This is a genomic window from Mycobacterium yunnanensis, assembly GCF_025823185.1.
GTDB lineage: Bacteria > Actinomycetota > Actinomycetes > Mycobacteriales > Mycobacteriaceae > Mycobacterium > Mycobacterium yunnanensis.
This window is the reverse complement of record NZ_JACKVK010000008.1, coordinates 1,105,980-1,129,743: the sequence shown is the minus strand read 5'-3', so window position 1 is coordinate 1,129,743 and position 23,764 is coordinate 1,105,980. Positions and strand designations below refer to the sequence as shown.

Below are 23,764 nucleotides of genomic sequence, written 5' to 3'. Positions count from 1 at the left end.
CCTAGACCATGTAGGTGGAGTTGATGATCGCGCCTTTGCGCGCGTAGTAGATGAGCGCGTCCTGCACGTCGAGCGGGTGGGCCGGGATGACGCCCTCGATCAGGTCTTCCTCGCGTCCGCCGTGCAGCGCGAGGCCGAAACGGCAGCAGAACACCGTGCCGCCCTCGCCGATGAACGTGGCCAGGGAGTCGTTGATGTTCTGCTCGCCGGGGAACCCGGAGTCGCCGGTCTTGGGGAAGCCACGGGTGGCCAGGCAGTTGATCGAGCCGGGCCCGTAGAAGTAGAGGGCGGACTCGAAGCCCTTGCGCAGCGCACGGGTGGCCTGCAGCACCGCCACGAAGCTGACCGAGGACTCGTGGGCAATGCCGTGCACCAGCGTGAAGTAGCTCTCGCCCTCCTCGGCCTGGTAGTCGGGGAAGATCTTGGTGCCGCCGTAGATGTTGGATCCCTTCGGCAGCGACGGGTGGGGAATCTCGGCCAGTGAGGTCTTGATCTTCTCGGCGATCGACTCGTCGAACGACATGGTGGTCTCCAGGATTCTCGTGGTGGGGTTCGGGCACTCGGCGACATTGCCGGGACGGCCAAGGGATTCGGCGTGGTTCCCATTAGAGGAGCCGCCTGTTTCCGAATGGTCATCGCGGGAATACGTTTCGGTTGCCCGGAGCTCACAGTCGACACGCGCGTGTAACAAACAGCCGTGCGGGTAGGTTCACCACATGCCCGAAGGTGACACCGTCTTCCGTACCGCGGACAAGCTGCGGACGGCCCTGCTGGGCAAGGTCCTGACACGATGTGACGTGCGGGTGCCGAAGTTCGCGACCGTCGACCTGACCGGGGAGGTCGTCGACGAGGTACTCAGTCGTGGCAAGCACCTGTTCATTCGCGTCGGCGATGCCAGCATCCACTCTCACCTGAAGATGGACGGCGCCTGGCTGATCGGTGGCCAGATTCGGCGTGTGCCGGAATACAAGGTGCGCATCATCCTCGAGACCGCAGACTCTCGCGCGGCAGGCGTCGACCTCGGAGTCTTGGAGATACTGCGCCGCGACTCCGACATGGACGTCGTCGCGCACTTGGGCCCGGATCTGCTGGGCGACGACTGGGAACCGAGGATTGCGGCGACGAACTTCAGGGCCGATCCCGACCGGCCGCTGGCCGAGACGCTGCTCGACCAACGGGTGATGGCGGGCGTCGGAAACGTCTACGCCAACGAATTGTGCTTCGTGTCCGGTCGGCTGCCCAGTTCGCCGGTCAGCGCGGTCAAGGATCCGTTGCGAATCGTGCAGCGCGCGCGAGACATGTTGTGGCTCAACCGGCTACGAGTCAACCGGACCACGACGGGAAACACGCGCTCGGGTGCCGACCTGTGGGTGTACGGCCGCGTCGGGCGTCCGTGCCGCCGGTGCGGCACCACCATCGAATCCGACCGCGCGCAGGTCGTCGGCACCGAGCGCATCTCGTTCTGGTGCCCGTCCTGCCAGACCTAGAACGCGCCGAGACTACGGTCGTTGCGCGATTCCGTGCGAAATCCCGCATCAACCGTAGTCTCGGCGATGAACATCAGTTCCAGGGCAGCGCCAGCTTGCAGATCTTGCGCACGACGGTCGCGAACTGCTGCGGCAGCGGGCCCTTGTTGTAGGGGATGCCGTACCGCTCGCAGATGTCCTGCACCTCCTGCGAGATCTCCGCGTGCCGGAAGGCAGGGATGTCGGGGAACAGGTGGTGCTCGATCTGGAAGGACAGGTTGCCGCTCATCACGTGGAACAGCTTGCCGCCGGTGAGGTTGGCCGAGCCGAGGATCTGGCGGAAGTACCACATGCCGCGAGTTTCGTTTGCGGTCTCTTCCTTCGTGAATTCCTGTGTGCCGTCGGGGAAGTGACCGCAGAAGATGATCGCGTAGGACCAGATGTTGCGGATCAGATTGGCGGTCAGGTTGCCGGTGAACACCCACGGGGCGAATGGTCCGGCGAGCAGCGGGAAGGCCACGTAGTCCTTCAGCGTCTGGCGCTTGACCTTGCCCCAGATGCCCTTCAGCGTCTCGCGCTTGTCGGAGATGCTGATCTCACCGGCGCGGATGCGCTCGGTCTCCAACTCGTGCAGCGCGACGCCGTACTGGAACAGGATCATCAGCAGGAACGCGTAGACGGGGTTGCCGTAGTAGTACGGCGTCCACCGCTGGTCCTCGCTCATCCGCAGGATGCCGTAGCCGATGTCGCGGTCCATGTCCACGATGTTGGTGTAGGTGTGGTGCATGAAGTTGTGCGAGTGACGCCACTGGTCACTGGGGCAGGCGGAGTCCCACTCGAAGTTACGGCTGGCGAGCGCGGGATCGCCCATCCAGTCGTACTGGCCGTGCATGATGTTGTGGCCGATCTCCATGTTGTCGAGGATCTTCGACGCGGCCAGCATCGCGGTGCCCGCGATCCAGGCCGGGGGGAGAATGCCCGCGAACAGCATGGCACGGCCGCCGACCTCGAGGGCGCGCTGCGCCTTGATGACTCGGCGAATGTAGGTGGCGTCGCGCTCGCCGAGATCGGCGACGACGCGCTCACGAAGAGCGTCGAGCTCGGCGCCGAAGGCGTCGGCCATCTCGGGGGTCATGGTGACGGGCTTGCCGCCGACGACCTTGGTGATCGCCTGGCGAATGGGTTCGGGCAGGACGTCGGCGACGTCGTCTTCGATGACGGCGGTGGTGGGCCTTTCGAGCATGGGGCGGACGCGAGGAGCATTCAAGGTGGCGGTCATGGCGAACTCCTTCTCGGTTAGGTGGGCTTTTAGAGGGCGAGTTCGACGTCGCCGACGGGAACGGAGACGCAGATCTGCACGTCTTCCTCGTCGGCTGCCGAGACGGCGCCGGTGATGCGGTTCTTGACCGCGCCGCTGGTCTTGCGACGCGTACAGGTGTGGCAGATGCCCATGCGGCATCCGTTTTCCGGCGAGAGACCTGCGGCCTCGGCCTGCTCGAGCAGCGAGCGTCCGTCGTCGATGACCTCGACGTCGCTCTCGGCGAATGACACCGTCCCGCCGGAGGCCTCTTCGGGCACCTCGAACACCGGTGGGACGAAGCTCTCGAAGTTGGCGTCCGGGTAGTACTCGCGGACCGCGTCGACCAGCGCGGGCGGGCCGCAGACGTACACCGCGTCGGGAGCCGGGGTATCGGCCACGTGTGCGCGTCCGAAGTAGCCGGTCACGTCGCCGTCGGTCGCCGACCGCGAGTAGCCGTGGAGAACCCGCACGCCGGTCATCGCGCCCAGCTCCTTGCGATAGCAGGCCTCCTCGGGGGTGCGGGCGTAATGAATGAAGGTGATGTCGGCGTCCGACCCCTCCGCGACGAGCGTGCGCACCATCGACAGCACCGGAGTGATGCCGCTGCCGCCGGAGACGAACAGGACGTTCTTGGGCCGGACGGCCGGGAGCGTGAAGTCGCCGCCAACCCCGTCGAGCCCGACGACCATGCCGGTTCGGGCGTGGCGGAAGAGGTGCTCGGAGACCCGGCCGTCGTCGTGGACGCCGACGGTGAGTTCGATGAGCCGGTCGCCCTCGCGGTTGGCCGGCGAATAGCAGCGGGTCTGCCTGCGTCCGTCCACCTCGACGGTGACGTTGACGTGCTGGCCGGCCCGCAGGGCGGGTCCGGCGGTGAAGGCGGCGTTGGGTTCGAGGGTGAGGGTCACGCTGCGAGGCGTCTGCCGACGGACCGCGACGACCTTGGCGCGGGAGTCCCCCAGCGTCCAGGTGGGCTCGACGAGCTCCGTGTAGCGATCGACGCCGTGCGGTCCGGTGAGCAGGTCCACCAGGGGCGACCGCAGCACTCTGTTCCGCAGGCTCAGCGTCTTCGTTTGAGTGAACATGTGTATACCGTGCGCCACTTCTGCCGCGAGCGTCAATGACTTTGACCAGGTTGTGGTAGGTTTCACAACGGTGAACGAACGTACGCCCAGTTCACGATCCTCCCGTTCGGGACGGTCGGGATCCTCCCGTTCCTCCCGCGACCCGCGGTCTCGTGAGGAACGCAAGGAGGAGACCAGGCGGGCAATCGTGGCCGGCGCCCTGCGACTGCTCGAAGAACGCAGCTTTAGCGCGCTGAGCCTGCGCGAGGTGACTCGCGAGGCCGGCATCGTGCCCGCCGCCTTCTACCGGCACTTCGACTCGATGGAAGCCCTTGGCTTGGTGCTGATCGACGAGTCGTTCCGCGCGCTTCGAGACATGTTGCGCGGTGCGAGAGCCGGCAAGCTCGACCCCAGCCGAGTCATCGAGTCGACTGTGGACATCCTCATCGCCGGGGTGAACGAGCGCCGCGAGCACTGGCGCTTCATCGGCCGCGAACGCAACAGCGGCGTCACCGTCCTGCGCTACGCGATTCGCACCGAGATCCGTCTGATCACCTCCGAGCTGGCCATCGACCTGACGCGCTTTCCGGGTCTCAACTCGTGGAGTTCCGAGGACCTCAACATGTTGGCCAGCCTGTTCGTCAACGCGATGATTTCGATCGCAGAGGCCATCGAGGATTCGACGGATGCGAACTCCATGGAGGAGATCCGGCAGACGGCGGTCAAGCAACTGCGGTTGATCATCGTGGGGATCAGCGGATGGCACAGTAGCGACTGATGACCGGGCATCCTGAGGTCGAGCCGTACGCCTCGGGCCTGCTGGAGGTGGGCGACGGCAACCAGATCCATTGGGAGACAGCCGGTAACCCCGACGGAATACCGGCCCTTCTCGTCCACGGCGGTCCGGGATCGGGATGCGTGCCGGGGATGCGTCGGCCGTTCGACCCGGAGGTCTACCGCATCATCGCCTTCGACCAACGCGGATGCGGCCGCAGCACTCCCCACGCCGGTGATGCGGCGGTCGGCTTGGCCCACAACACGACTCATCACCTGGTCGCAGACATGGAACTGCTCAGGGAGCACCTCGGGGTGCGGCGCTGGCTGCTCGCGGGCTGGTCGTGGGGTACGACGCTGTCGCTGGCCTACGCGCAACGACACCCCGACCGCGTCACGGCCCTCGCACTGACGGCCGTCACCACCACGGGGCCAGCCGACGTCGAGTGGATCACGCGGGACGTGGGCCGATTGTTTCCCGAAGCCTGGGCTCGCTTTCGCGATCAAGTGCCCCTAGAGGATCGCGACGGCAGTCTCGCCGACGCCTACGCCCGATTGCTCGCCGACCCCGACCCGGGTGTGCGGGACAAGGCCGCCCGAGATTGGTGCGATTGGGAGGCCAGCCACGTCGACGTCGACGGCACGCGGCCGCCGCCGACCCGGTATGCCGACCCGGTCTACCGAATGTGCTTCGCGCGGTTGGTCACTCACTACTGGCGGCACGCTGCCTGGTTGCCCGACGGGGAGTTGCTGCGCAACGTGGGACGTATCGCCGACCTGCCGGCCGTGCTGATCCACGGTCGGCTGGACCTCAGCTGCCCGTCCGACGTCGCCTGGCGGCTGGCGCAGGGATGGCCGGCCGCGCGACTGCACCTCGTCCATGGGGCGGGCCACAGCTCGGGTGGAGTGATGGCCGATCACCTCGCCGAGTTCCTCGACGAGTTCAGCCGTCGGGCGAGACGAGGAGCCGTTCGGGGTGGTGGAGGTAGTTGACGCGGGCTTGGCCCACGTCGAGTTCCGGCGGTGGGATCCACTGAACCACCCCATCCAGAAGCTCGACCGTCCAGCCGTTTTCGGCCAGGCGATTGTCCCCGCCGCAGGCCAGGGTGACGTCGTCGACGTCGGTCAACCCGTTCTTCGCCCACCCCGTCATGTGGTGTACCTGCGCGCCGTACCCGGGCACGGTGCACCCGGGTTTCGTGCAGCCGCGGTCGCGGGCGTGCAGGACGATCCGCTGCCCCACCGAGGCGAGGCGCTTCGTCCGACCCAGGTACAGGGCTTCGTTGGTGTGCTTGTCGAACACCGCCAGGTAATGATGCGCGTGGGACGCCATCCGGATCAGGTCGGGCATCGGCAACAGTGAACCACCGCCGGTGACCCCGGACCCGGTTCCCGATTCCAGATCCTGCAACGTCGTCGAGACGATGACGGTGACGGGTAACCCGTTCTGCTGACCCAACTCACCCGACGACAGCACCGACCGACCGATCGCGACCAACGCGTCGTGATTGCGCTGGGTCGCCGTGCGGTCGTCGGTGTCGATCTGTTCCTGGGTCGGTGTGCCGGTGGTGCGGGGCTCGTGGTCGGCCGGGTTGCACATCCCGGGGGCCGCGTACTTGGACAGGATCGGTTCGATGGTGGCGCGGGCTTCAGGATCCAACAGCCCGGTGAAAGGGGTCATCCCGTCGGCTTGCTGCTTGCCCAGCCGGAAGAACCGCTTCCTGGCGCGTTCGACGTCGTCGGGTTTGGGGCCGTCCTGGTCGATGGCGGTCATGAGTTTCTTGGCCGTGTTGCCCAGTCCCGTCGGCTTGCTGCTTGCCCAGCCGGAAGAACCGCTTCCTGGCGCGTTCGACGTCGTCGGGTTTGGGGCCGTCCTGGTCGATGGCGGTCATGAGTTTCTTGGCCGTGTTGCCCAGTTCCTCAGGGCCGACGCCGGACCCGATGTGCACCAACGTCTTCTCCGACAGTTCCCGGACCTCGGGATCCACCCACGTCGGGAGCTTGTCGAGGAAGCCTCGGATCACCGACACGTGCTCGGGCCCCAGCACCCCGTGGGCTTGGGCGTCGGCGGTCGGGGCCAGTTTCGGGTCCAGCGGCTGCCCCGTCACGGTCGCCCGCGGGCCGAGATCTTCTGCCTCGTGAAGCCGTCGGCGGACTTCCTTGCCGGAGATGCGAAGTCGCTGGGTCAACACGCTTCCCAACGACTTCGCGCCCAGTTCGGTGGGGCAGGCTTCGCGCTGCAATCGGGCGATCATCCGATGCCCGACCGCGGGCAGCTGCCAGGTCACGGTCTCCAATTCCCCCAACAACTCGACCAGTTCGAGGTGGGTGAACCGATCACAATCCAGGGTGACGAGGTCGGCGACGGCAGCACGGATTCCCGCGACTGCTGCGGTGACCCGATCCGAACTCATACCCGAACACTAGTACGAACCACCGACAAGACAGCCGGCGATGTGACGGCTGAAACCACTGTGTCACAAAGGTTTCACCCAATTCGGAGACCCTAGCGGGGTGTCCCGCCACCGTCGACGATGACCACCGTTCCGGTCATGAAACTGCCTGCGTCCGAGCACAACAGCAGTGCGGCACCGACCAACTCGTCGGGAGTTCCCAACCGCTTCATCAGCGTCCCGCGCGTCATGGCGTCGATCGCCTCCTGCGGATTGTTGCGCATCATGTCGGTGTCGACCGGTCCAGGAGCGATTGCGTTGACCCTGATGCCGTCCCCGACGAAGGCCGCCGCCATCGACCGGGTGTAGGACAACAGCGCCGCCTTGCCCGCGGCGTACATCGACAGGTCCGCCGCGAATCCGAACGCACCCACCGACACCATGTGCAGCACCGCCGCATGCTGGCTGTTCTTCAGGTGCGGCAACGCCTTCTGCGTCAGGAACACTGGCCCGCGGACGTTGACGTCGTTGGACTTGGCCCACGCCTCGGGCGTCATCTCCCCCAGCGGCTGAGCCAACGCGTTGGCGGCGTTGTTCACCAGTACGTCGAGACCGCCGAACTCGGACACCGTGCGCTCCACCACGACCTCGAGCCCCTCGACGTCACCCGCATGGACGGGGACGCCGATCGCCTGTCCGCCGAGGCCTCGCAGATGGGCGGCCGCCTCCTCACAGGCGTCTGCCTTTCGGCTGGCCACCACGACGTTGGCACCGGCGAGCACGAAGCCCTCGGCCAGCGCCAGTCCGATACCCCTCGTGCCACCCGTCACGATCACGGCGCGGCCGGTCATGTCGAATAGTGCGTCGAATGCAGTGCGATCCACGACGGTCAGTAGACCACGTCGCCCCGCAGAGTCCGGGCACTCTCGAACGAACGGTGCACCGCGGTCACCGGATCGACGAACTCCAGCCGCCACGCCAGCAGCTGCAACGGACGCGTGAAGTCGTCTGCCGGAACGTCGACCACCTCGGGGTATAGGGGATCATCGAAGATCGGGACACCCAGCGACGCCATGTGCACGCGCAGTTGGTGAGTGCGTCCCGTGCGCGGCGTCAGCCGATACAGCCCCTCCCCCAGATGCTCCACCAGCGTCTCGGCGTTCGGCTCGCCCGGCTCTTCGAACGCCTGCAACCGACTGCGCTCCTTCACGATTCGGCTCCGAACGGTCCGGGGCAGGTCCAGCGACGGATCGATCGGCGCCCGCGCCAGATAGGTCTTGCCCACCTCACCGCGGGCGAACATCGTCTGGTACGCCCCGCGTACCTCGCGGCGCGCCGTGAACAACAGCACGCCCGCCGTCAGCCGATCCAGCCGGTGGGCGGGCGACAGCTCGGGCAGCTGCAGCGACCGCCGCAGCCGCACCAAAGCGGTCTCGGCGACGTGACCGCCGCGCGGCATGGTGGCCAGGAAGTGCGGCTTGTCGACGACGACGATGTCGTCGTCGCGGTAGAGGATCTCGACGTCGAACGGCACGGGAACCTCGTCGGGCAGATCCCGATAGAGCCACACGTCGGCGTTCGGCGGCAGTATCGTCGTCGCGTCGACGGCCGAACCGTCCGCGCAGACCACCTCTCCGGCAAGCACTTTGGCTGCCGCATTCTCGCCGAACCGGCTGGCGAGCTCCACCAGCACGGCGCCCCCACGCAACCGCACCCGCGTCGGCCCGAGTCCGTCACGGTCCGGCAGCGGCACAGCACCACTCCCCCGGGTCGCTGCGCTCCTGCCCCCAGGACGAATCACGTCAAGGGCACCGGTTCGAGGATCTCGGCCCGCGCCTCGGGCGCGGCGGCACGAAGAGCGTCGGCCGACTGGTCGTCCGGCCGGGTCTGCGACAGCACCTCGGCCTCGACCCGGGCGGTGTACGTGTTCACCTCGCGGTCGACGTCCTCGACACTCCAACCCAGCACGGGCGCAACGACTTCGGCGACCTCGCGGGCACAGTCGACCCCGCGGTGCGGGTACTCGATCGAAATTCGCATGCGGCGCGCCAGGATGTCCTCGAGGTGCAGAGCCCCCTCGGCAGCGGCTGCGTAGTACGCCTCCACCTTGAGGTAGACCGGCGCGTCGGTGATCGGCGTCAACAGATCCGGCCGGCCCTCGGCCATCGCGAGCACCTCGCCGATCAGCGAGCCGTAACGGTCCAGAAGGTGCCGCACGCGGTACGGATGCAGGTCGTAGTGTGCACCGACGTGCTCGGTCTGGTTGATCAGGGCGAAGTACCCGTCGGCACCCATCAGCGGCACCTTCTCGGTGATCGACGGTGCCACGCGCGTGGGGACGAACTCCGCCGCGGCGTCGATGGCGTCCTCCCCCATCACCCGGTAGGTCGTGTACTTTCCGCCGGCGATGGCGACGAGGCCTGGCGACGGCGTGGCCACGGCGTGTTCCCGCGACAGCTTGGAGGTCTCCTCGCTCTCTCCGGCGAGTAGCGGCCGCAGGCCGGCGTATACGCCGTCGATGTCGTCGTGGTTCAACGGAGTTGCGAGCACCGTGTTGACGGTCTCGAGGATGTAGTCGATGTCGGCCTTGGTCGCGGCGGGATGCGCCAGGTCGAGATTCCAATCGGTGTCGGTGGTGCCGATGATCCAGTGCGTGCCCCACGGGATGACGAAGAGCACCGACTTCTCGGTCCGCAGGATGATCGCCACCTCGCTGACGATGCGATCGCGGGGCACCACGACGTGCACGCCCTTCGATGCGCGCACCCGAAAACGACCACGCTGCTTGGAGAGGGCCTGAATCTCGTCGGTCCACACGCCGGTGGCGTTGACCACGACGTGGCCGCGGACCTCGGTCGTGGCCCCGTCCTCGGAGTCGCGCACGCGCACACCGGTCACCCGGTCACCCTCGCGCAACAACGACACCACCTGTGTCGAGGTCCGCACCACCGCGCCGTAATGCGCGGCCGTGCGGGCCACCATCATGGTGTGCCGGGCGTCGTCGACGACGGTGTCGTAGTAGCGGATTCCGCCGATCAGGGAGCTGCGCTTGAGGCCGGGCGCCAGGCGCAGCGCACCCGCCTTGAGCAGATGTTTCTGTGCCGGCACCGATTTGGCGCCGCCCAGTTGGTCGTACAGGAAGATGCCTGCCGCGACGTAGGGCCGCTCCCACAAGCGGTGGGTCAACGGGAACAGGAACGGTAGCGGCTTGACGAGGTGCGGGGCGAGCGTGGTGAGGGACAACTCGCGTTCGTGCAGCGCTTCCCGGACCAGACCGAACTCCAGCTGCTCGAGGTAGCGCAGGCCGCCGTGGAACATCTTCGACGAGCGGCTCGACGTGCCGGAGGCGAAGTCGCGCGCCTCGACCAGTGCCACCTTCAACCCACGGGTGGCGGCGTCCAGGGCCGCCCCGGCGCCGACCACGCCACCGCCGATGACGACGACGTCGAATTGCTCGCTGCCAAGACGTTCCCAGGCCTGAGCGCGCCATTCGGGACCAAGGAGGGTCTGGCCGTTGCCTGGGCCGGGGATGGGGTCGACTACGCCGATGGTTCGCTCACGAGCGTCGCTCACGGCCATGCACCTTCTCGTTACTCGTCGGTAGGGGTACGGCTCCGAGCCTACGTGTGTTCAGTCCAGGTCGTCGTGAGCCATCAACCGGCGGGCCGCCTCGACGGTCGACCCGGACAACGACGGATACACCGACAACGTCTGTGCGAGGTCGGTCACCGATATCCGGTTTTGGACCGCGAGCGCAATCGGCAGGATCAGCTCGGAGGCAATGGGCGCGACGACGACGCCGCCGATGACGACACCGGTGGCCGGGCGGCAGAAGATCTTCACGAAGCCGCGGCGCAGAAGAGACATCTTCGCCCTGGCATTGGTGGTCAGCGGCAACATCAGGGTGCGGGCCGGCACCGTCCCGTTGTCGATCGAGGTCTGCGGAACACCGACCGCGGCGATCTCCGGCCTGGTGAACACCGCGGCGGCGACGGTGCGCAGCCGGATCGGCGAGACGCCCTCGCCGAGTGCGTGGTACATCGCGATGCGGCCCTGCATCGCAGCCACCGAGGCGAGCGGCAGGAGCCCCGTGCAGTCGCCCGCGGCGTAGATGCCGGCCGCCGAGGTTCGCGAGACCCGATCCACCGAGAGGTAGTTGCCCCGGCTCAGCTCGATTCCGACCTTCCCGAGACCGAGGCCCTCGGTGTTGGGCACCGAGCCGACCGTCATCAGGGCGTGGCTGCCCTCGACCGTGCGGCCGTCGGCCATCGCGACCACGACGCCCGACTCGGTACGCGTCACCGAGTCCGCGCGGGCGTTCTTCACCAGCTTCACGCCGCGTTCGTTGAACGCCTCCTCGAGCACGGCGGCGGCGTCGGAGTCCTCGTGCGGCAGGATCTGATCGCGGCTCGCCACGACGGTGACCTTGACACCCAACTCCGTGTAGGCGCTGCAGAACTCGGCCCCCGTGACACCGGAGCCGACGATGACGAGGTGTTCGGGTAGCTCGGAGAGGTCGTAGAGCTGCCGCCAGTTGAGGATTCGTTCGCCGTCGGGGGCGGCGTTGGGCAGCACGCGGGGCCTGGCGCCGGTGGCGATCAGGACGACGTCGGCCTTGAGGACGCCGATCTTGCCGTCGGGGGTGGTGACCTTGACCCGGTGGTGCGCCATACCAGGAAGGTCGTCGACGAGCTCGCCGCGGCCGTGCACGATGGTCACGCCTTCGCGCAGCAGGTTGGAGCCGATGTCGGCGGACTGCGACCGGGCCAGCGTCTTCACCCGGTTGTGAATCTGGGGCAGCGAGATCTTCGCGTCCTCGATCTTGATGTCGAAGCCGAGCCCGTCGGCGCGCCGGAGTTCGGTGCGGACGCCGGTGGAGGCGATGAACGTCTTGGAGGGGACGCAGTCCCACAGCACGCACGCGCCGCCGATGCCGTCGGAGTCGACGATGGTCACCTGCGCCACGTCGGGGCCGCGGCCCGCGGCGACGAGTGCAGCCTCATACCCGGCGGGCCCGCCGCCGATGATCACGATGCGGGTAGCCACGGGACCAACCTAGTCTGCTGTGTCCAACTCAACCCGGTGGTTAGGCGACTGGCCCTAGATGTACCCCTTAGGCTTACCGCCGTGCCGATCTACGCCGCCTACGGATCGAACATGCATCCGGAGCAGATGTTGCAGCGTGCACCCCACTCGCCCATGGCGGGCACGGGGTGGATTCATGGGTGGCGACTCACCTTCGGTGGCGAGGATCTCAGCTGGGAGGGCGCGCTCGCGACCCTGGTGGAGGATCCGCTGTCCAAGGTCTTCGTCGTCCTCTACGACATGACCAAGGAGGACGAGGAGAACCTCGACCGCTGGGAGGGCTCGGAGCTCGGCTTCCACAAGAAGATCCGCTGCCGGGTGGTCCGCGAAACCTCCGACACCAGCACGGATCCGGTGTTGGCCTGGCTGTACGTCGTCGACGCATGGGAGGGCGGGATCCCGTCCGCGCGCTACCTCGGCGTCATGGCGGAGGCGGCCGAAATCGCAGGTGCGCCAACAGAATACGTCCACGATTTGCGCACCAGACCGGCACGCAACATCGGCCCGGGGCCCAGTCTGGGTAGTTAGAGCCCGACGCTCTGCTCGACGATATTGGCGAACACCTGGACACCCACGCCCAGCGCCCTCTCGTCGAGGTCGAACGTCGGCTGGTGCAGGTCGAGTTGCGGGCCGACTCCCGGCCAAACGCCCAGTCGAGCCATCGCGCCGGGGACGTCCTCGAGGTACCAGGAGAAGTCTTCACCACCGCCGGACTGGCGGGTGTCGGTGAGGACGTCGGGGCCGATGGCCTCGATCGCGTGGGTGAAGATCCGGGTGGACACCGACTCGTTGACCACCGGCGGCACACCGCGTCGATAGTGCACGCCGTACTGCACCTGCAGCGGAGCCAGAAGAGACGCCACGATCTCGCGGACGAGTTCCTCCATCGCCACCCACGCTTCGCGGCTCGCGGTGCGAATGGTGCCTGCGATGCTTCCGGTCTGCGGGATGGCGTTGGCGGCGACGCCTGCGTTGACCGCGCCCCACACCATGACGGTGCTGTTGCGTGGGTCGAGCCGCCGGGACAGGATGCCCGGCACGCCCGTGATCAAGGTGCCCAGCGCGTAGACCAGATCACCGGTCAGATGGGGGCGCGAGGTGTGCCCGCCCGGTGAGTGCAACGTGATCTCGACCTGATCGGCCGCCGAGGTGATCGGCCCCGGCCGGATGGCGACCTTGCCGACCTCCAGGCGCGGGTCGCAGTGCAGCGCGAAGATTCGCGACACCCCGTTCAGCGCCCCCGCGGCGATCGCGTCGATGGCGCCGCCGGGCATCAGCTCCTCGGCGGGCTGGAAGAGCAGTCGCACCCCGACGGGCAGTGCCGGCACCGATGCGAGCGCCAGTCCCGCGCCCAGCAGGACGGCGGTGTGGCCGTCGTGACCGCAGGCGTGCGCGACGCCCGGCGTGGACGACGCGAAGGGCAGCCCCGTGCGCTCGGCCATCGGCAAGGCGTCCATGTCGGCGCGTAGCGCAATCCTCGGCCCGTGCTCCTGGCCGAAGTCACACGTCAGGCCGGTACCGCCCGGCAACACCTTCGGGTTGAGTCCGGCATCGGCCAGCCGCGACGCCACGAACTGAGTCGTGTCGAACTCTTGGCGTCCCAGCTCGGGGTGCTGATGGATGTGTCGGCGCCAGGCCACCAGCTGGTCGTAGTTGGCGGCGAGCCACGCGTTGGTCGAATCCTGAACGCTCACAGTCGAACCCGCCTCGTCTTGAGCTCGCCGACCCTGTCGCGCTGAGCAGGTGTCTCGGCAAGCTCGACGACGGTGCGGGCCAGCATGACGGCTCCCTCGATGACGGCCTTGTCGGCGCTCGGTCCCGCGGCCGCCGTCGCGAACCCCTGCTGATGGATGGACGCGCCGTCGGCGTCGATGCCGACGATCGGATGGATGCCGGGCATCACGTGGGTGACGTTGCCCATGTCGGTGCTACCCAGCGGCAACGCCGCCTCGATCTCCGCGGCGACGGGGTTGCGCCCGAGCCGCACCATCTCGGCGCGGAACACGTCGGCGAGCCACCTGTCGGGCGTCAGCTCAAGATAGGAGGGTTCCGTCGCCTCGACGTGATGGCTGCAGCCCGTGGCCTGCGCGCCGGCCAGGAAGCAGTCGGCCATTCTGGCCTCCAGCTCTCGCAGCGAGGTCGAGTCGTTGGCGCGCATCGTGTACTGCATCTCGGTGCGGGCCGGGATCACGTTGGTGGCCTGACCGCCGTCGGTCACGATGCCGTGCGCCATCTGGCCGGGGGCGAACTGCTGGCGCAGCAGCCCGATGGCCACCTGCGACACGGTGATGGCGTCGGCGGCGTTGAGTCCGAGATAGGGGGCGACGGCGGCGTGCGCTTCCCGGCCGACGTACTCCACGGCGACCTGAGACAGCGCAAGCGACCGGGCGCGGGCGATGTCGATCGGTCCTGCGTGCAGCATCACCGTGGCCGCGACGTCGTCGAACACCCCGGCGTCGAGCATCAGGGCCTTGCCGCCACCGGCCTCCTCGGCAGGGGTGCCCAGCAGTACCACGGTCATGTCCAGCTGGTCGGCGACCTCGGCGAGCGCAAGCGCCGTGCCGACTGCGGAGGCCGCGATGATGTTGTGCCCGCAGGCGTGGCCGATGCCGGGAAGCGCATCGTACTCGGCGCAGATGCCGACGACCAGCGAACCGCTGCCGAAGACGGCGCGAAAGGCGGTGTCCAGTCCCCCGGCCGCCCCGGTGACCTCGAAGCCCCGCTCGGCGACCAACGCCTGGGTCTTCGCGCAGCTGCGGTGCTCGTCGAACGCCAACTCCGGTTCGGCGTGAATCGAGTGGGACAGCTCGACGAGGTCGCCACGGCGTCGGCTGACGACGTCCTCGACGATCGTCGACGCTGTGGCGGCGGGCATCGAAGCAGTATCTCACCGGGACCGCCGAGACTGCGCTCACGGTCACGGCTACTCGCACTTCGTCGCAGTGAGTGCAGTCTCGGCGCCGCCGGTACGCTCATCCGGCGTGACCACCGAACCGAGCGAACCGCAGGCCGTCGCCGACGAGGCCGCGGCCGTCCTGCTGAACCGCCTCGGCGTCGACGCGGTCGACGTCGCCGTCGTGCTTGGCTCGGGGTGGGCACCCGCCGCCGCCGCGCTGGGAGAACCGTCGGCCGTCGTGCCGATGGCCGAGCTCCCGGGGTTCACGCCACCGTCGGCCGCCGGACACGGCGGACAGGCGCAGGTCGTGACGGTCGGCGGCAGGCGAGTCTTGGTGCTGCTCGGCCGGATTCACGCCTACGAGGGTCATGACCTGCGTCACGTCGTCCATCCGGTCCGGACGGCGTGCGCGGCCGGCGCACGCAGCGTCGTGCTGACCAACGCCGCCGGCGGGCTCCGCGAGGACTACGCGGTGGGGCAGCCGGTGCTCATCGCCGACCACCTCAACCTGACGGCGCGCTCACCGTTGGTGGGTGCGCAGTTCGTCGACCTGGTCGACGCCTACTCGCCGCGACTTCGGGCGCTGGCCCGCGAGGCCGACTCGACCCTGGCCGAAGGGGTCTACGCCGGCCTGCCCGGCCCGCACTACGAAACGCCTGCCGAGATCCGCATGCTCCGGACGCTCGGCGCCGACCTGGTGGGCATGTCGACCGTGCACGAGACGATCGCCGCGCGCGCAGCCGGGGCCGAGGTGCTGGGGGTCTCGCTGGTGACCAATCTGGCGGCAGGCATGACCGGTGAGCCGCTCAGTCACACCGAGGTGCTCGAGGCGGGACGTCAGTCGGCGACGCGGATGGGTTCCCTGCTCTCGGAGGTGTTGGCGCTCGTCTGACGTCCTCGCGTCAGCGTGGCCAGCCCCCGGGCGATCAGCGGTGCGGCGAACAGCATCAGCAGCACCCGGACCACCTGGGCGGCCACGATGAAGGTGACGTTCGACCCGGTCTCGACGGCCGTGGCCAGCACGGCGTAGATCCCGCCGGGGCTCGTCGACAGATACCCCTCGAGCATGCTGATGCCGGTGACGTGGGCCAGGAGGACGCCAAGGCCCGCGCACGCCACGTTGAGCACGACGATCAGGCTGAGCGCCGCCGGAAGGGCGCGCCCGATCGCGCGCATGGACTCACGGGTGAAGGCGACGCCCGCCTGCCACCCGATCACCGCGTAGCCGAGCTGCACCAGTGCCATCGGCACCGAGAGCCCGAAGGAGGTGCCGGTCAGCTCGAGGGCGATGGTGACGGCCATCGGGCCGAGCAGCCCCGCCCCGGGCATCCGCGCGAGCCGGCCTGCGGTGACGCCGACGAGCACGATGACCACGAGCATCGCTAAGCTCAGATACCAAGGGGCCGTGTCGCTTTGAGTCGGCGCGGCGGCGTGTCCCGACTTTGCGGCGTGGTAGACGAGGGTCACCACGACGGGCATGGACGAGGTGATCAGAGCCACCCGCAGGTACTGCACCACGGCCACGACGCGGTCGTCGCCGCCCAGCTCCCGGGCTATCGCCACCAGACCGGAGGCACCGCCCGCCACCAGGGCGAGCGACCCGGTGAGTGGACTGATGTCGCGATGCAATCCCAGCAGGGCGCCCGCTCCGATGCTGAGCACCAGCGTGGACACCGCGACACCAAGGACGATCGGCCAGTCCGAGCCAAGCGCGGTGAGTGCGTCACGGTGAACCATCGTGCCGATGTAGACGCCGAGCACGCCTTGAGCGGCGACGCCTGCCTTGCGGGGAACGCCTGCCGGTGCGAGGGAGACCAACGCAAGCACGATGCCGACGATCAGCGCGGCGAACAGTGCCGCGGAGGGAACACCGATGAGATCCAGCGGCACGGTAACCGCGACCGTGACCACTACCAGCAGCACCCATTTCCACATAAGACAAGTATGCGCTTGTCTTTTCATGATCTCAAACTGGTACGAATGCAGGTGATGCCAAGGTATAACTTGGTAATGAGCACGACGACGCTGCATCAGAGCACCAGCCCGACGGCCAACGCGACCGAGCTGCGGGAATCGATCATGGCGCTGACCCGTCAGCTGCGAAGGCACCGCAGCGACAACGGCCTCACCCTGAGCCAGCAGCAGGTCCTCGGCGAGGTCAGCCGCGCGGGCGTCACCACCCCGGCCGAACTCGCCGCCCGCATGCACGTCCGGGTCCAGTCGCTGACCGACGGCATCAACCACTTGGAGTCCCGCGGCCTGGTGGCCCGCCGCACCGACGACGACGACCGTCGCCGTCAGCTGATCGAGGTGACCACCGACGGCATGCGCCTGCTCGAACAGGACAGAGCCGAGCGTGACGAGTGGCTCAACTCGGCGATGCGCGAGACGCTGACCGAGTTGGAGTTCAACCTGCTGATGTTGGTGGCTCCGGTGCTGCGCAAACTCGCTGATGGCGATGAGAAGCGGGAGCGCTTGCGCGACGAGCGGTAAGGCACGATGAGCGCATGGCGTCACCGTCCGACGAGACCCCTCCCGAGCGTCTGACCTTCGGCACGGCCGGGCTGCGCGGACCCATGGGGCCGGGACCGGCCGCGATGAACGTGGAGACCGTGACGGCGGCGACGTGGGCGCTGGCGACCGTCCTGCACGACCGCGGCCTTGGCGGCTCGACCATCGTGGTGGGTCGCGACGCCCGCCACCACTCCGACGAATTCGCCTTGGCCGCCGCCGAAGTACTTGCCGCCGAGGGGTTCTCCGTCGTCCTGCTCCCCGATCCGGCCCCGACGCCGGTCGTCGCGTTCGGCGTGCGGCGCTTCACGGCCGCGGCCGGGGTGCAGATCACGGCGTCGCACAATCCGCCGGCGGACAACGGCTACAAGGTCTACCTGGACGGCGGCTTGCAGATCGTCCCGCCGACCGATCGCGAGATCGAGGCGGCCATGACCCGCGCCCCGGCCGACGTCACGCGTACCGAGGTCAGCCCGGCCACCACCGATCTGATCGCCGACTACGTGCGCCGGGCGTCCAGTGTGCGACGCGGCACCGGCAACGTGCGGATCGCCCTGACCCCGATGCACGGCGTCGGCGGCGAACCCGCGCTGATGACGTTGCGGGAGGCGGGTTTCGACGACGTGCACGTCGTCGCCGAGCAGTACTCCCCCGATCCCGACTTTCCGACCGTGCGGTTTCCCAATCCCGCGGAGCCGGGTGCCACCGATCTGCTGTTGGCCCTGGCCGCAGACGTCGACGCCGACGTGGCGATCGCCCTGGACCCCGACGCCGACCGGTGCGCCGTTGGCATTCCCACGGACAGCGGATGGCGGATGCTCTCCGGTGACGAAACGGGTTGGCTGCTCGGCGAATACATGCTCTCCCAGATCGATCCCGGTGAGGTCGCGGCGGCCTGCATGGTTGCCAGCACCGTGGTGTCGTCGCGCATGCTGGCCTCGATCGCGGCCCACCACGGCGCGCGGCACGCCGAGACCCTGACCGGCTTCAAGTGGTTGGCGCGCGCCGACGACGAGCCGGGGTGCACGTTGGTCTACGCGTACGAGGAGGCGATCGGTCACTGCGTCGACCCCGGTGCGGTCCGGGACAAGGACGGCATCAGCGCGGCCGTGCTGGCGTGCGACCTGGTCTCGGTGCTTCACCAGGAAGGTCGTACGGTGCCCGACGCGCTGGACGCGTTGGCCCGCCGGCACGGCGTGCACGCCACCGCGGCGATGTCGGTACCCGCCGATGCGGCCCTCGTCGACCACGTCCGCACCCATCCGCCCACCAGTTTGGCCGGTGAGGCGGTCGACGTCGTCGACCTGCTCGACCGCAGCGGCCTGGAGCGAACGGACGCCCTGATCTACACGGGTGAGTCGGTGCGGGTGGCGGTCCGGCCGTCGGGAACGGAGCCGAAGGTCAAGGCGTACCTGGAGATTCGGCTACCGCCGGGTGACGACGTGGTCGCCGCGCGCGCCGATGCGGCGGGGCGGCTGGACGCCCTGCGCGGTGACGTGGTCGCGCTGCTTCAGCGCGGTCCGAACTGACGATCGCCGGCGTCGCCCAGCCCCGGCATGATGTAGGACACCTCGTTGAGACCGTCGTCGATCGCCGCGGTGTAGAGCTTCAGGTCGGGTGACACCCGCTCCAGTGCCGCGATGCCCTCCGGCGCGCAGACGACGCACACCGCGGTGACGTCGGTCGCGTTGCGGTCGTGCAGCAGACCCAGGGTGTGCGCCATCGAACCCCCGGTGGCCAACATCGGATCGAGCACGAGCACCGGGGTGGAGCTCAGGTCGTCGGGCAGCGACTCCAGGTAGGGCGTCGGCAACGCCGTCTCCTCGTCGCGGGCCATGCCGACGAAGCCCACCTTGGCCTCCGGGATGAGCTGATGGGCCTTCTCGACCATCCCCAGGCCGGCGCGCAGCACCGGCACCAGCAGCGGGGGCGACGCGAGGCGTGAGCCGACGGTCGCGGCCATCGGCGTGCGGATCGGCACGGGCGTCGAGACGGCGTCGCGCGTCGCCTCGTAGACGAGCATCAGGGCGAGATCGCACAGTGCGGCGCGGAACCCGGCGTTGTCGGTGCGCTCGTCGCGCAGCGTGGTCAACCGGGCAGCGGCGAGGGGGTGATCGACAACGCGGACGTCCATTCGGCGAACCCTAGTGGAACCTCGCCGCTCTGGCCGACGTCATACCTCCCGTGATCGCCGACACCTCCGACATCGCGGGGCTCAGCACTGCCCACCGCGCTCACGCCGACGAACTGGCCGCGGTGGCCGCCGACCTGCACGCCACCCGGGTGACCTCCGACGCGTTCGGGACGGTCGGGGCGGACTTCCTCGCCGCGCTCAACGATGCGCTGGCGCAGGAGGCGCGCCTGGCGACCCAGCTCGCCGAGCGGCTGACTGCGGCCACGCACGTCGCCGGCGCGTCGGCGCAGGCCTATTCGACCGCCGAACATCATGCCGGACAATCCATCTCGCGACTCGGGCGGTGACCGGTGGCAAGCGCCCTCGTGGACGGGCTGACGGCACCGCTGCGAGACCTGCAGGCCACGCTTGGCGCCGGCACGCCCGACACCGCGTCGGCACTGGCCGGGGTCCGCAGCGCCTTGGACGACGTGGCCGTCGCCACCTCCCGGTCGGGGCAGGCGACGCGATGGGAGGGTGACGCCGGCACCGCGGCCGCATCGTTTGCCGAAGCGACCGCCGCGACCGTGCAGGCCATGGCGGCGCGGGCCGATCGGCTCGCCGCCGCCTCGGCGAGCGCCGTCGACGCCGTGTCGCGCGCCAGGGCGCGTCTGCAGCAGATCGTCTCCGAGTTCGAGGCCCGTGCCGCAGAGCTGGAGTCACGGCTCGACGAACCAGGGGTCGCCGAGGAACTCGTCGGCGAGGCGCGGCGAGCCCGCGACGACGCCGAGGCCGTCGTCGACGATCTGCGCACCGACCTCGACGGGCACACAGCGGCGGTCGACGCATCCGCCCCACCGTCGGCGCAGCCGTCGGGCATGTCGTCGCCCGCGTCGATGCCGACCATCCCGATGGGCGCCGTTCCCGGCCTCGGCGGACGTGGCGCCGGATCGGGATCCGGTGCGGCCGTGGGCTCGGCGTCCGGTCCCAGATCGGGCGGCCCCAGCGCCGGTGGCCACCTTGCCACCGGCACCGAGGGCCATCGGGCCGGCGGGACGCAACCGCTCCCCGACCCGGGCATGTTCGGCAGCGGCGTGGAAGTCGGCCTCCCCGACGGAAGTACGGCCACCGCACCCAACGAGACTGCCGCCAGCGCCGTCCGCCACGCCCTGACCCAGCTGGGCGTCCCGTACGACTGGGGTGGCACTACGCCGGGCGTCGGCCTCGACTGCAGCGGCCTCACGCAATGGGCCTATCACGAAGCTGGGCTGGACCTTCCGCGATTGGCCCAGGAGCAGGACGTCGGCTCCGCGGTCACCCAGGCCACGGTGCGCCCGGGTGACCTGGCGGTGTGGGACGGCCACGTCGCGATGGTGGTCGGCAACGGCCTCATGGTCGAAGCGGGTGATCCCGTTCAACTCTCCGCCATCCGAATCACCAACGCGGGCCAAGGGTTTCAGGGGTTTTGGCGGCCCACGGCGTGACCGATGGTCAGCGGTGCACGACCACCTTGCCGACCATGCGACCGGACTCGACCAGCCGATGGGCCTCCCGCAGCCCGGCGGCGTCGAAGCCGTGGATCGCCGTCGTCACCGTCGTCTTGAGGTCACCGGCGTCGACCATCTTCGCGGCCTCGGCAAGCAGGCGCCCCTGAAACTCCATGTCGTAACCGAACATCGACCGGGTGAACATCAGCTCCCAGTGCCACGCGATGCTCTTGGCCTTGAGCCCCACCAGGTCGAGGCCCTCGGGTTCGTCGATCGCCGTGACGTGCCCGAACGGCCGCGTGATCTCGGCGTAGGTGGCGACGTTGCCGGCCGAGTGGGGCGAGAACACGAAGTCGACGCCGTTGGGCGCGACGTCGAGGACCTGCTCGCGAAGGTGGTGGTGGTCGACCACTGCGTCGGCGCCCATGGCCTCAGCCCACCGGCGGGAGTCCTCACGGCTGGCGGTGCCGATCACCCGCACGCCCGTACGCCTCTTCGCCAGCTGGATCAGCACCGATCCGACACCGCCTGCCGCTCCCAGCACGAGCAGGTCGCCCGTGGTGTCGGCGTTCATCGCGAACCGCTCGAACAGGGTCTCCCACGCAGTGATGGTGGTCAGCGGGAGCGCCGCGGCGTCGGCGAACCCCAGCGACGTCGGTTTGCGCGAGACGATGCGTTCGTCGACGGCCTGGAATTCGGCGTTGCTGCCCTGGCGGGTGACGTCGCCGGCGTACCAGACCTCGTCCCCCTCGGCGAATGAGGTGACCTCCGATCCGACGGCGTGCACCACCCCGGCCGCGTCGAAACCGAGGATCGTGGGTTCGGCCGACGGGCTCAGGCTCGACCGTCTCTTGACGTCCACCGGGTTGACCGACACGGCCTCAACGCGCACCAGGAGGTCACGCGGCCCGACCTCGGGCACCGGCACCTCGAGGTCTTGCAACGCGTCGGGCGAGTCGATCGGCAAGCTGGCATGGGCGCCCACTGCGGTCATCGTTGCCATGTTTGTGTCGTCCTCTGCTGTGGTCAGGAAGCGTGTGACAAATGAAAGGTTTCAACGCCTCTCGCAGGTTAACGCCGAAGGGCCACTGTCACGCAAGGGCGGTTGCTTCCCTCGAGGGAAGCCTTGCCGGTCGCACCTGGCGAATGGACGCATGCGTCACCCAGGTCAACCGCAGCCGTTACCATCCGTAACGAAAACTGTGCGGGTCAAGGGCTTCAGGAGGACCAATGGCACGGCCATGCCCGAGCGGTCGCCACGATCATCACGACGTCTACTCGGCGACCTGCCCGTGTCGTACGCTGCTCGACCTGCTGGCGAACAAGTGGTCGGCGTTGATCATCGGCCTGCTCGACGAGCAGGGGGCGTTGCGGTTCACCGCCATCCAAGCGGCGCTGCCGGGCATCGGCGCGAAGATGCTCACCCAGACCCTCCGCCGACTCGAGGCCGCGTCGCTGGTGACTCGGACCATCTACGCCGAGGTGCCGCCCCGGGTGGAGTACGAGTTGACCGAGTTGGGCTCCAGCGTCGCCGAACCGCTTGGCGCACTGCGCAGCTGGGCCGAGGACAACGTCGACCGCATCGAGGTGCTCAACGGCGACTGGGCCGTGTAGGGACTGTCAGGGCAGGCGGGGATCGATGAGGGTCACCCCGACCGGGGCGGCGGTGTCCAAGACGGGCAGCAGTCGAGCACCCTCGGTCAGGTCGACGACGCGCTCGACGAGATCTCGTGGTCGAAGGGTGCCCTGCTCGACCAGTCGGAGCATGTCCGGATAGTCGACGCTCGCCATGCCATGACTGCCCAGAACGTCTAGCTCCCAACCGATTACGCGATCCATCGGAACGGCGGGGTGCCCGTCGACGCTTGGCAGTAGACCGACCTGGACGTGCCTGCCGTGGCGTCGCAAGCTGTGGATGGCGTCGGCACAGGTGTCCGGCGACCCCACGGCGTCGACCGCGACGTGGCTGCCACCGCCGGTGAGGTCGTGCACCTGCGCGGCGACGTCGCCCTCGCCCGCCAGCACCGTGTGCGTCGCGCCCAGGCGGCGCGCCAGTTCCAGTGCCGCCGGAGTGCGGTCTACCGCGATGGCGTTCGCGCCGGCGGCCACGGCGATCTGCACGGCGCTCAGACCCACGCCGCCGGCCCCGACGACAGTGACCCACTCGCCCGGGCGCAGGCCGGCGCGGGCGTGCAGCGCCCGGTAGGCGGTCGCGAACCGGCAGCCCAGCGCTGCGGCGGACGCGTCGTCGACCTGGTCGCCGACCGCCACCAGGTTGGTGTCGGCCTCGTGCAGGGCGACGAGCTCGGCGAACGACCCCCAGTGGGTGAAGCCGGGCTGGGTCTGGTCGGGGCACACCTGGGCCTGTCCGCTGCGGCACCACTCGCACGAGCCGCAACCGCACACGAACGGAGTCGTGACGCGGTCGCCCACCGACCACCGCCGCACGTCGGCGCCGGTCTCCACGACCACGCCGACGAGTTCGTGCCCGGGGACGTGCGGCAGCGCGACCCCGTCGTCGTGACCCGCCCAGGCGTGCCAGTCGCTGCGACACAGCCCCGTGGCGTGCACCTCGACGACGACGCCGCCCGGCGACGGAGTCGGGTCGGGCACCGACCGGACGTCCACGGACCCGCCGAACCGATCGAAGACCATTGCGTGCACGACCACATCGTGCC

At 68.8% G+C, this 23,764-nt stretch carries 23 protein-coding genes and 2 pseudogenes; 10 read left to right on the top strand and 15 right to left on the bottom strand.

The genetic code is table 11. From position 1 onward, the window contains the following. Position 1 precedes the first annotated feature (1 nt). A complete protein-coding gene (locus H7K45_RS15390) occupies positions 2–523 on the bottom strand; it encodes an MSMEG_0572/Sll0783 family nitrogen starvation response protein (RefSeq protein WP_263996660.1) in 522 nt (173 codons plus the stop codon). Between the two features lie 193 nt (positions 524–716). Between H7K45_RS15390 and nei2 the strand changes: the two genes are divergently transcribed. Continuing rightward, positions 717–1,487: an endonuclease VIII Nei2 gene (gene nei2 / locus H7K45_RS15385; protein ID WP_263996658.1), complete on the top strand. Its 771-nt coding sequence runs from the start codon at positions 717–719 to the stop codon at positions 1,485–1,487. A gap of 73 nt (positions 1,488–1,560) precedes the next feature. On the opposite strand, the gene H7K45_RS15380 is transcribed toward nei2, so the two are convergent. After that, positions 1,561–2,601 carry a fatty acid desaturase family protein gene (locus H7K45_RS15380; RefSeq protein WP_263997025.1) on the bottom strand — a complete coding sequence of 347 codons (1,041 nt, stop codon included), beginning with the start codon at positions 2,599–2,601 and terminating at the stop codon, positions 1,561–1,563. 173 nt (positions 2,602–2,774) lie between these two features. Further along, the gene (locus tag H7K45_RS15375) at positions 2,775–3,848 is read right to left on the bottom strand and encodes a ferredoxin reductase (protein ID WP_263996657.1); all 1,074 of its coding nucleotides are present in this window, start codon (positions 3,846–3,848) and stop codon (positions 2,775–2,777) included. Between the two features lie 70 nt (positions 3,849–3,918). Between H7K45_RS15375 and H7K45_RS15370 the strand changes: the two genes are divergently transcribed. Together H7K45_RS15370 and pip are read left to right on the top strand one after the other, a co-directional pair. Continuing rightward, positions 3,919–4,605 (top strand): TetR family transcriptional regulator, encoded by a 687-nt coding sequence (locus H7K45_RS15370; RefSeq protein WP_263996656.1) that lies wholly within the window; start codon positions 3,919–3,921, stop codon positions 4,603–4,605. Beyond that, on the top strand, positions 4,605–5,594 hold the full coding sequence (gene pip / locus H7K45_RS15365) for a prolyl aminopeptidase (RefSeq protein WP_263996655.1): 990 nt from the start codon (positions 4,605–4,607) through the stop codon (positions 5,592–5,594). The genes H7K45_RS15370 and pip overlap by 1 nt, the downstream gene beginning before the upstream one ends. Here pip and H7K45_RS15360 read toward each other — a convergent pair. The 6 genes and pseudogenes from H7K45_RS15360 to H7K45_RS15335 all read right to left on the bottom strand — a co-directional run. After that, positions 5,545–6,408: pseudogene (locus H7K45_RS15360) on the bottom strand (HNH endonuclease signature motif containing protein); the annotation flags it as partial. The gene pip and the pseudogene H7K45_RS15360 sit on opposite strands and share 50 nt — an antisense overlap. A 145-nt stretch (positions 6,409–6,553) precedes the next feature. Beyond that, positions 6,554–7,015 (bottom strand): annotated as a pseudogene (locus H7K45_RS31780) (DUF222 domain-containing protein); the annotation flags it as partial. A gap of 92 nt (positions 7,016–7,107) precedes the next feature. Then, a complete protein-coding gene (locus tag H7K45_RS15350; RefSeq protein WP_263996654.1) occupies positions 7,108–7,878 on the bottom strand; it encodes an SDR family NAD(P)-dependent oxidoreductase in 771 nt (256 codons plus the stop codon). A 5-nt stretch (positions 7,879–7,883) separates the two neighbouring features. Continuing rightward, positions 7,884–8,747 (bottom strand): RluA family pseudouridine synthase, encoded by an 864-nt coding sequence (locus H7K45_RS15345; protein ID WP_263996652.1) that lies wholly within the window; start codon positions 8,745–8,747, stop codon positions 7,884–7,886. Between the two features lie 44 nt (positions 8,748–8,791). Further along, positions 8,792–10,543 carry a glycerol-3-phosphate dehydrogenase/oxidase gene (locus H7K45_RS15340; protein WP_263997023.1) on the bottom strand — a complete coding sequence of 584 codons (1,752 nt, stop codon included), beginning with the start codon at positions 10,541–10,543 and terminating at the stop codon, positions 8,792–8,794. Positions 10,544–10,624: 81 nt separating this feature from the next. Then, positions 10,625–12,040, bottom strand: coding sequence for an NAD(P)H-quinone dehydrogenase (locus H7K45_RS15335; RefSeq protein ID WP_263996651.1), 1,416 nt, complete (start codon positions 12,038–12,040; stop codon positions 10,625–10,627). 81 nt (positions 12,041–12,121) lie between these two features. On the opposite strand from H7K45_RS15335, the gene H7K45_RS15330 reads away from it, so the two are divergent. Continuing rightward, positions 12,122–12,607: a gamma-glutamylcyclotransferase family protein gene (locus tag H7K45_RS15330; RefSeq protein WP_263996650.1), complete on the top strand. Its 486-nt coding sequence runs from the start codon at positions 12,122–12,124 to the stop codon at positions 12,605–12,607. On the opposite strand, the gene H7K45_RS15325 is transcribed toward H7K45_RS15330, so the two are convergent. Beyond that, positions 12,604–13,773 carry an amidohydrolase gene (locus H7K45_RS15325; RefSeq protein WP_263996649.1) on the bottom strand — a complete coding sequence of 390 codons (1,170 nt, stop codon included), beginning with the start codon at positions 13,771–13,773 and terminating at the stop codon, positions 12,604–12,606. The two genes, H7K45_RS15330 and H7K45_RS15325, sit on opposite strands and share 4 nt — an antisense overlap. Beyond that, positions 13,770–14,954, bottom strand: a complete 1,185-nt coding sequence (locus H7K45_RS15320) for a M20 family metallopeptidase (protein WP_263996647.1) — start codon at positions 14,952–14,954, stop codon at positions 13,770–13,772. The genes H7K45_RS15325 and H7K45_RS15320 overlap by 4 nt, the downstream gene beginning before the upstream one ends. A 106-nt stretch (positions 14,955–15,060) precedes the next feature. Here H7K45_RS15320 and H7K45_RS15315 point away from each other — a divergent pair, with 106 nt between their 5' ends. After that, positions 15,061–15,867, top strand: coding sequence for a purine-nucleoside phosphorylase (locus tag H7K45_RS15315; protein WP_263996645.1), 807 nt, complete (start codon positions 15,061–15,063; stop codon positions 15,865–15,867). Here H7K45_RS15315 and H7K45_RS15310 read toward each other — a convergent pair. After that, positions 15,813–16,910 (bottom strand): AbrB family transcriptional regulator, encoded by a 1,098-nt coding sequence (locus H7K45_RS15310; protein ID WP_263996644.1) that lies wholly within the window; start codon positions 16,908–16,910, stop codon positions 15,813–15,815. The genes H7K45_RS15315 and H7K45_RS15310 overlap by 55 nt on opposite strands. Before the next feature lie 75 nt (positions 16,911–16,985). On the opposite strand from H7K45_RS15310, the gene H7K45_RS15305 reads away from it, so the two are divergent. After that, positions 16,986–17,468 carry a MarR family winged helix-turn-helix transcriptional regulator gene (locus tag H7K45_RS15305; RefSeq protein WP_263996643.1) on the top strand — a complete coding sequence of 161 codons (483 nt, stop codon included), beginning with the start codon at positions 16,986–16,988 and terminating at the stop codon, positions 17,466–17,468. Positions 17,469–17,482: 14 nt separating this feature from the next. Then, entirely contained in the window at positions 17,483–19,015 is a 1,533-nt protein-coding gene (locus H7K45_RS15300) for a phospho-sugar mutase (protein ID WP_372512550.1), read from the top strand. On the opposite strand, the gene upp is transcribed toward H7K45_RS15300, so the two are convergent. Next, positions 18,997–19,620, bottom strand: coding sequence for a uracil phosphoribosyltransferase (gene upp, locus H7K45_RS15295; RefSeq protein ID WP_263996642.1), 624 nt, complete (start codon positions 19,618–19,620; stop codon positions 18,997–18,999). The genes H7K45_RS15300 and upp overlap by 19 nt on opposite strands. 50 nt (positions 19,621–19,670) lie before the next feature. Between upp and H7K45_RS15290 the strand changes: the two genes are divergently transcribed. Both H7K45_RS15290 and H7K45_RS15285 read left to right on the top strand, forming a co-directional pair. Next, positions 19,671–19,967, top strand: a complete 297-nt coding sequence (locus H7K45_RS15290) for a type VII secretion target (protein WP_263996641.1) — start codon at positions 19,671–19,673, stop codon at positions 19,965–19,967. 3 nt (positions 19,968–19,970) lie between these two features. After that, a complete protein-coding gene (locus H7K45_RS15285) occupies positions 19,971–21,083 on the top strand; it encodes a C40 family peptidase (RefSeq protein WP_263996640.1) in 1,113 nt (370 codons plus the stop codon). Positions 21,084–21,090: 7 nt separating this feature from the next. Here H7K45_RS15285 and H7K45_RS15280 read toward each other — a convergent pair whose 3' ends face one another. Next, positions 21,091–22,089, bottom strand: coding sequence for a zinc-binding alcohol dehydrogenase family protein (locus H7K45_RS15280; protein ID WP_263996639.1), 999 nt, complete (start codon positions 22,087–22,089; stop codon positions 21,091–21,093). 227 nt (positions 22,090–22,316) lie between these two features. Here H7K45_RS15280 and H7K45_RS15275 point away from each other — a divergent pair, with 227 nt between their 5' ends. Beyond that, positions 22,317–22,700 (top strand): winged helix-turn-helix transcriptional regulator, encoded by a 384-nt coding sequence (locus tag H7K45_RS15275; protein WP_263996638.1) that lies wholly within the window; start codon positions 22,317–22,319, stop codon positions 22,698–22,700. A 6-nt stretch (positions 22,701–22,706) separates the two neighbouring features. On the opposite strand, the gene H7K45_RS15270 is transcribed toward H7K45_RS15275, so the two are convergent. Further along, entirely contained in the window at positions 22,707–23,741 is a 1,035-nt protein-coding gene (locus H7K45_RS15270; RefSeq protein WP_263997020.1) for a zinc-binding dehydrogenase, read from the bottom strand. Positions 23,742–23,764: the final 23 nt, after the last annotated feature.

What these genes read in the sequence shown, in the direction of transcription:
- H7K45_RS15305 (WP_263996643.1), top strand. Translation starts at nt 16,986, where the DNA reads ATGAGCACGACGACGCTGCATCAGAGCACCAGCCCGACGGCCAACGCG.
- pip (WP_263996655.1), top strand. Translation starts at nt 4,605, where the DNA reads ATGACCGGGCATCCTGAGGTCGAGCCGTACGCCTCGGGCCTGCTGGAG.
- H7K45_RS15380 (WP_263997025.1), bottom strand. Translation starts at nt 2,601, where the DNA reads ATGACCCCCGAGATGGCCGACGCCTTCGGCGCCGAGCTCGACGCTCTT.
- H7K45_RS15280 (WP_263996639.1), bottom strand. Translation starts at nt 22,089, where the DNA reads ATGGCAACGATGACCGCAGTGGGCGCCCATGCCAGCTTGCCGATCGAC.
- H7K45_RS15320 (WP_263996647.1), bottom strand. Translation starts at nt 14,954, where the DNA reads ATGCCCGCCGCCACAGCGTCGACGATCGTCGAGGACGTCGTCAGCCGA.
- H7K45_RS15270 (WP_263997020.1), bottom strand. Translation starts at nt 23,741, where the DNA reads ATGGTCTTCGATCGGTTCGGCGGGTCCGTGGACGTCCGGTCGGTGCCC.
- H7K45_RS15375 (WP_263996657.1), bottom strand. Translation starts at nt 3,848, where the DNA reads ATGTTCACTCAAACGAAGACGCTGAGCCTGCGGAACAGAGTGCTGCGG.
- nei2 (WP_263996658.1), top strand. Translation starts at nt 717, where the DNA reads ATGCCCGAAGGTGACACCGTCTTCCGTACCGCGGACAAGCTGCGGACG.
- H7K45_RS15300 (WP_372512550.1), top strand. Translation starts at nt 17,483, where the DNA reads ATGGCGTCACCGTCCGACGAGACCCCTCCCGAGCGTCTGACCTTCGGC.
- H7K45_RS15310 (WP_263996644.1), bottom strand. Translation starts at nt 16,910, where the DNA reads ATGTGGAAATGGGTGCTGCTGGTAGTGGTCACGGTCGCGGTTACCGTG.
- upp (WP_263996642.1), bottom strand. Translation starts at nt 19,620, where the DNA reads ATGGACGTCCGCGTTGTCGATCACCCCCTCGCCGCTGCCCGGTTGACC.
- H7K45_RS15390 (WP_263996660.1), bottom strand. Translation starts at nt 523, where the DNA reads ATGTCGTTCGACGAGTCGATCGCCGAGAAGATCAAGACCTCACTGGCC.
- H7K45_RS15275 (WP_263996638.1), top strand. Translation starts at nt 22,317, where the DNA reads ATGGCACGGCCATGCCCGAGCGGTCGCCACGATCATCACGACGTCTAC.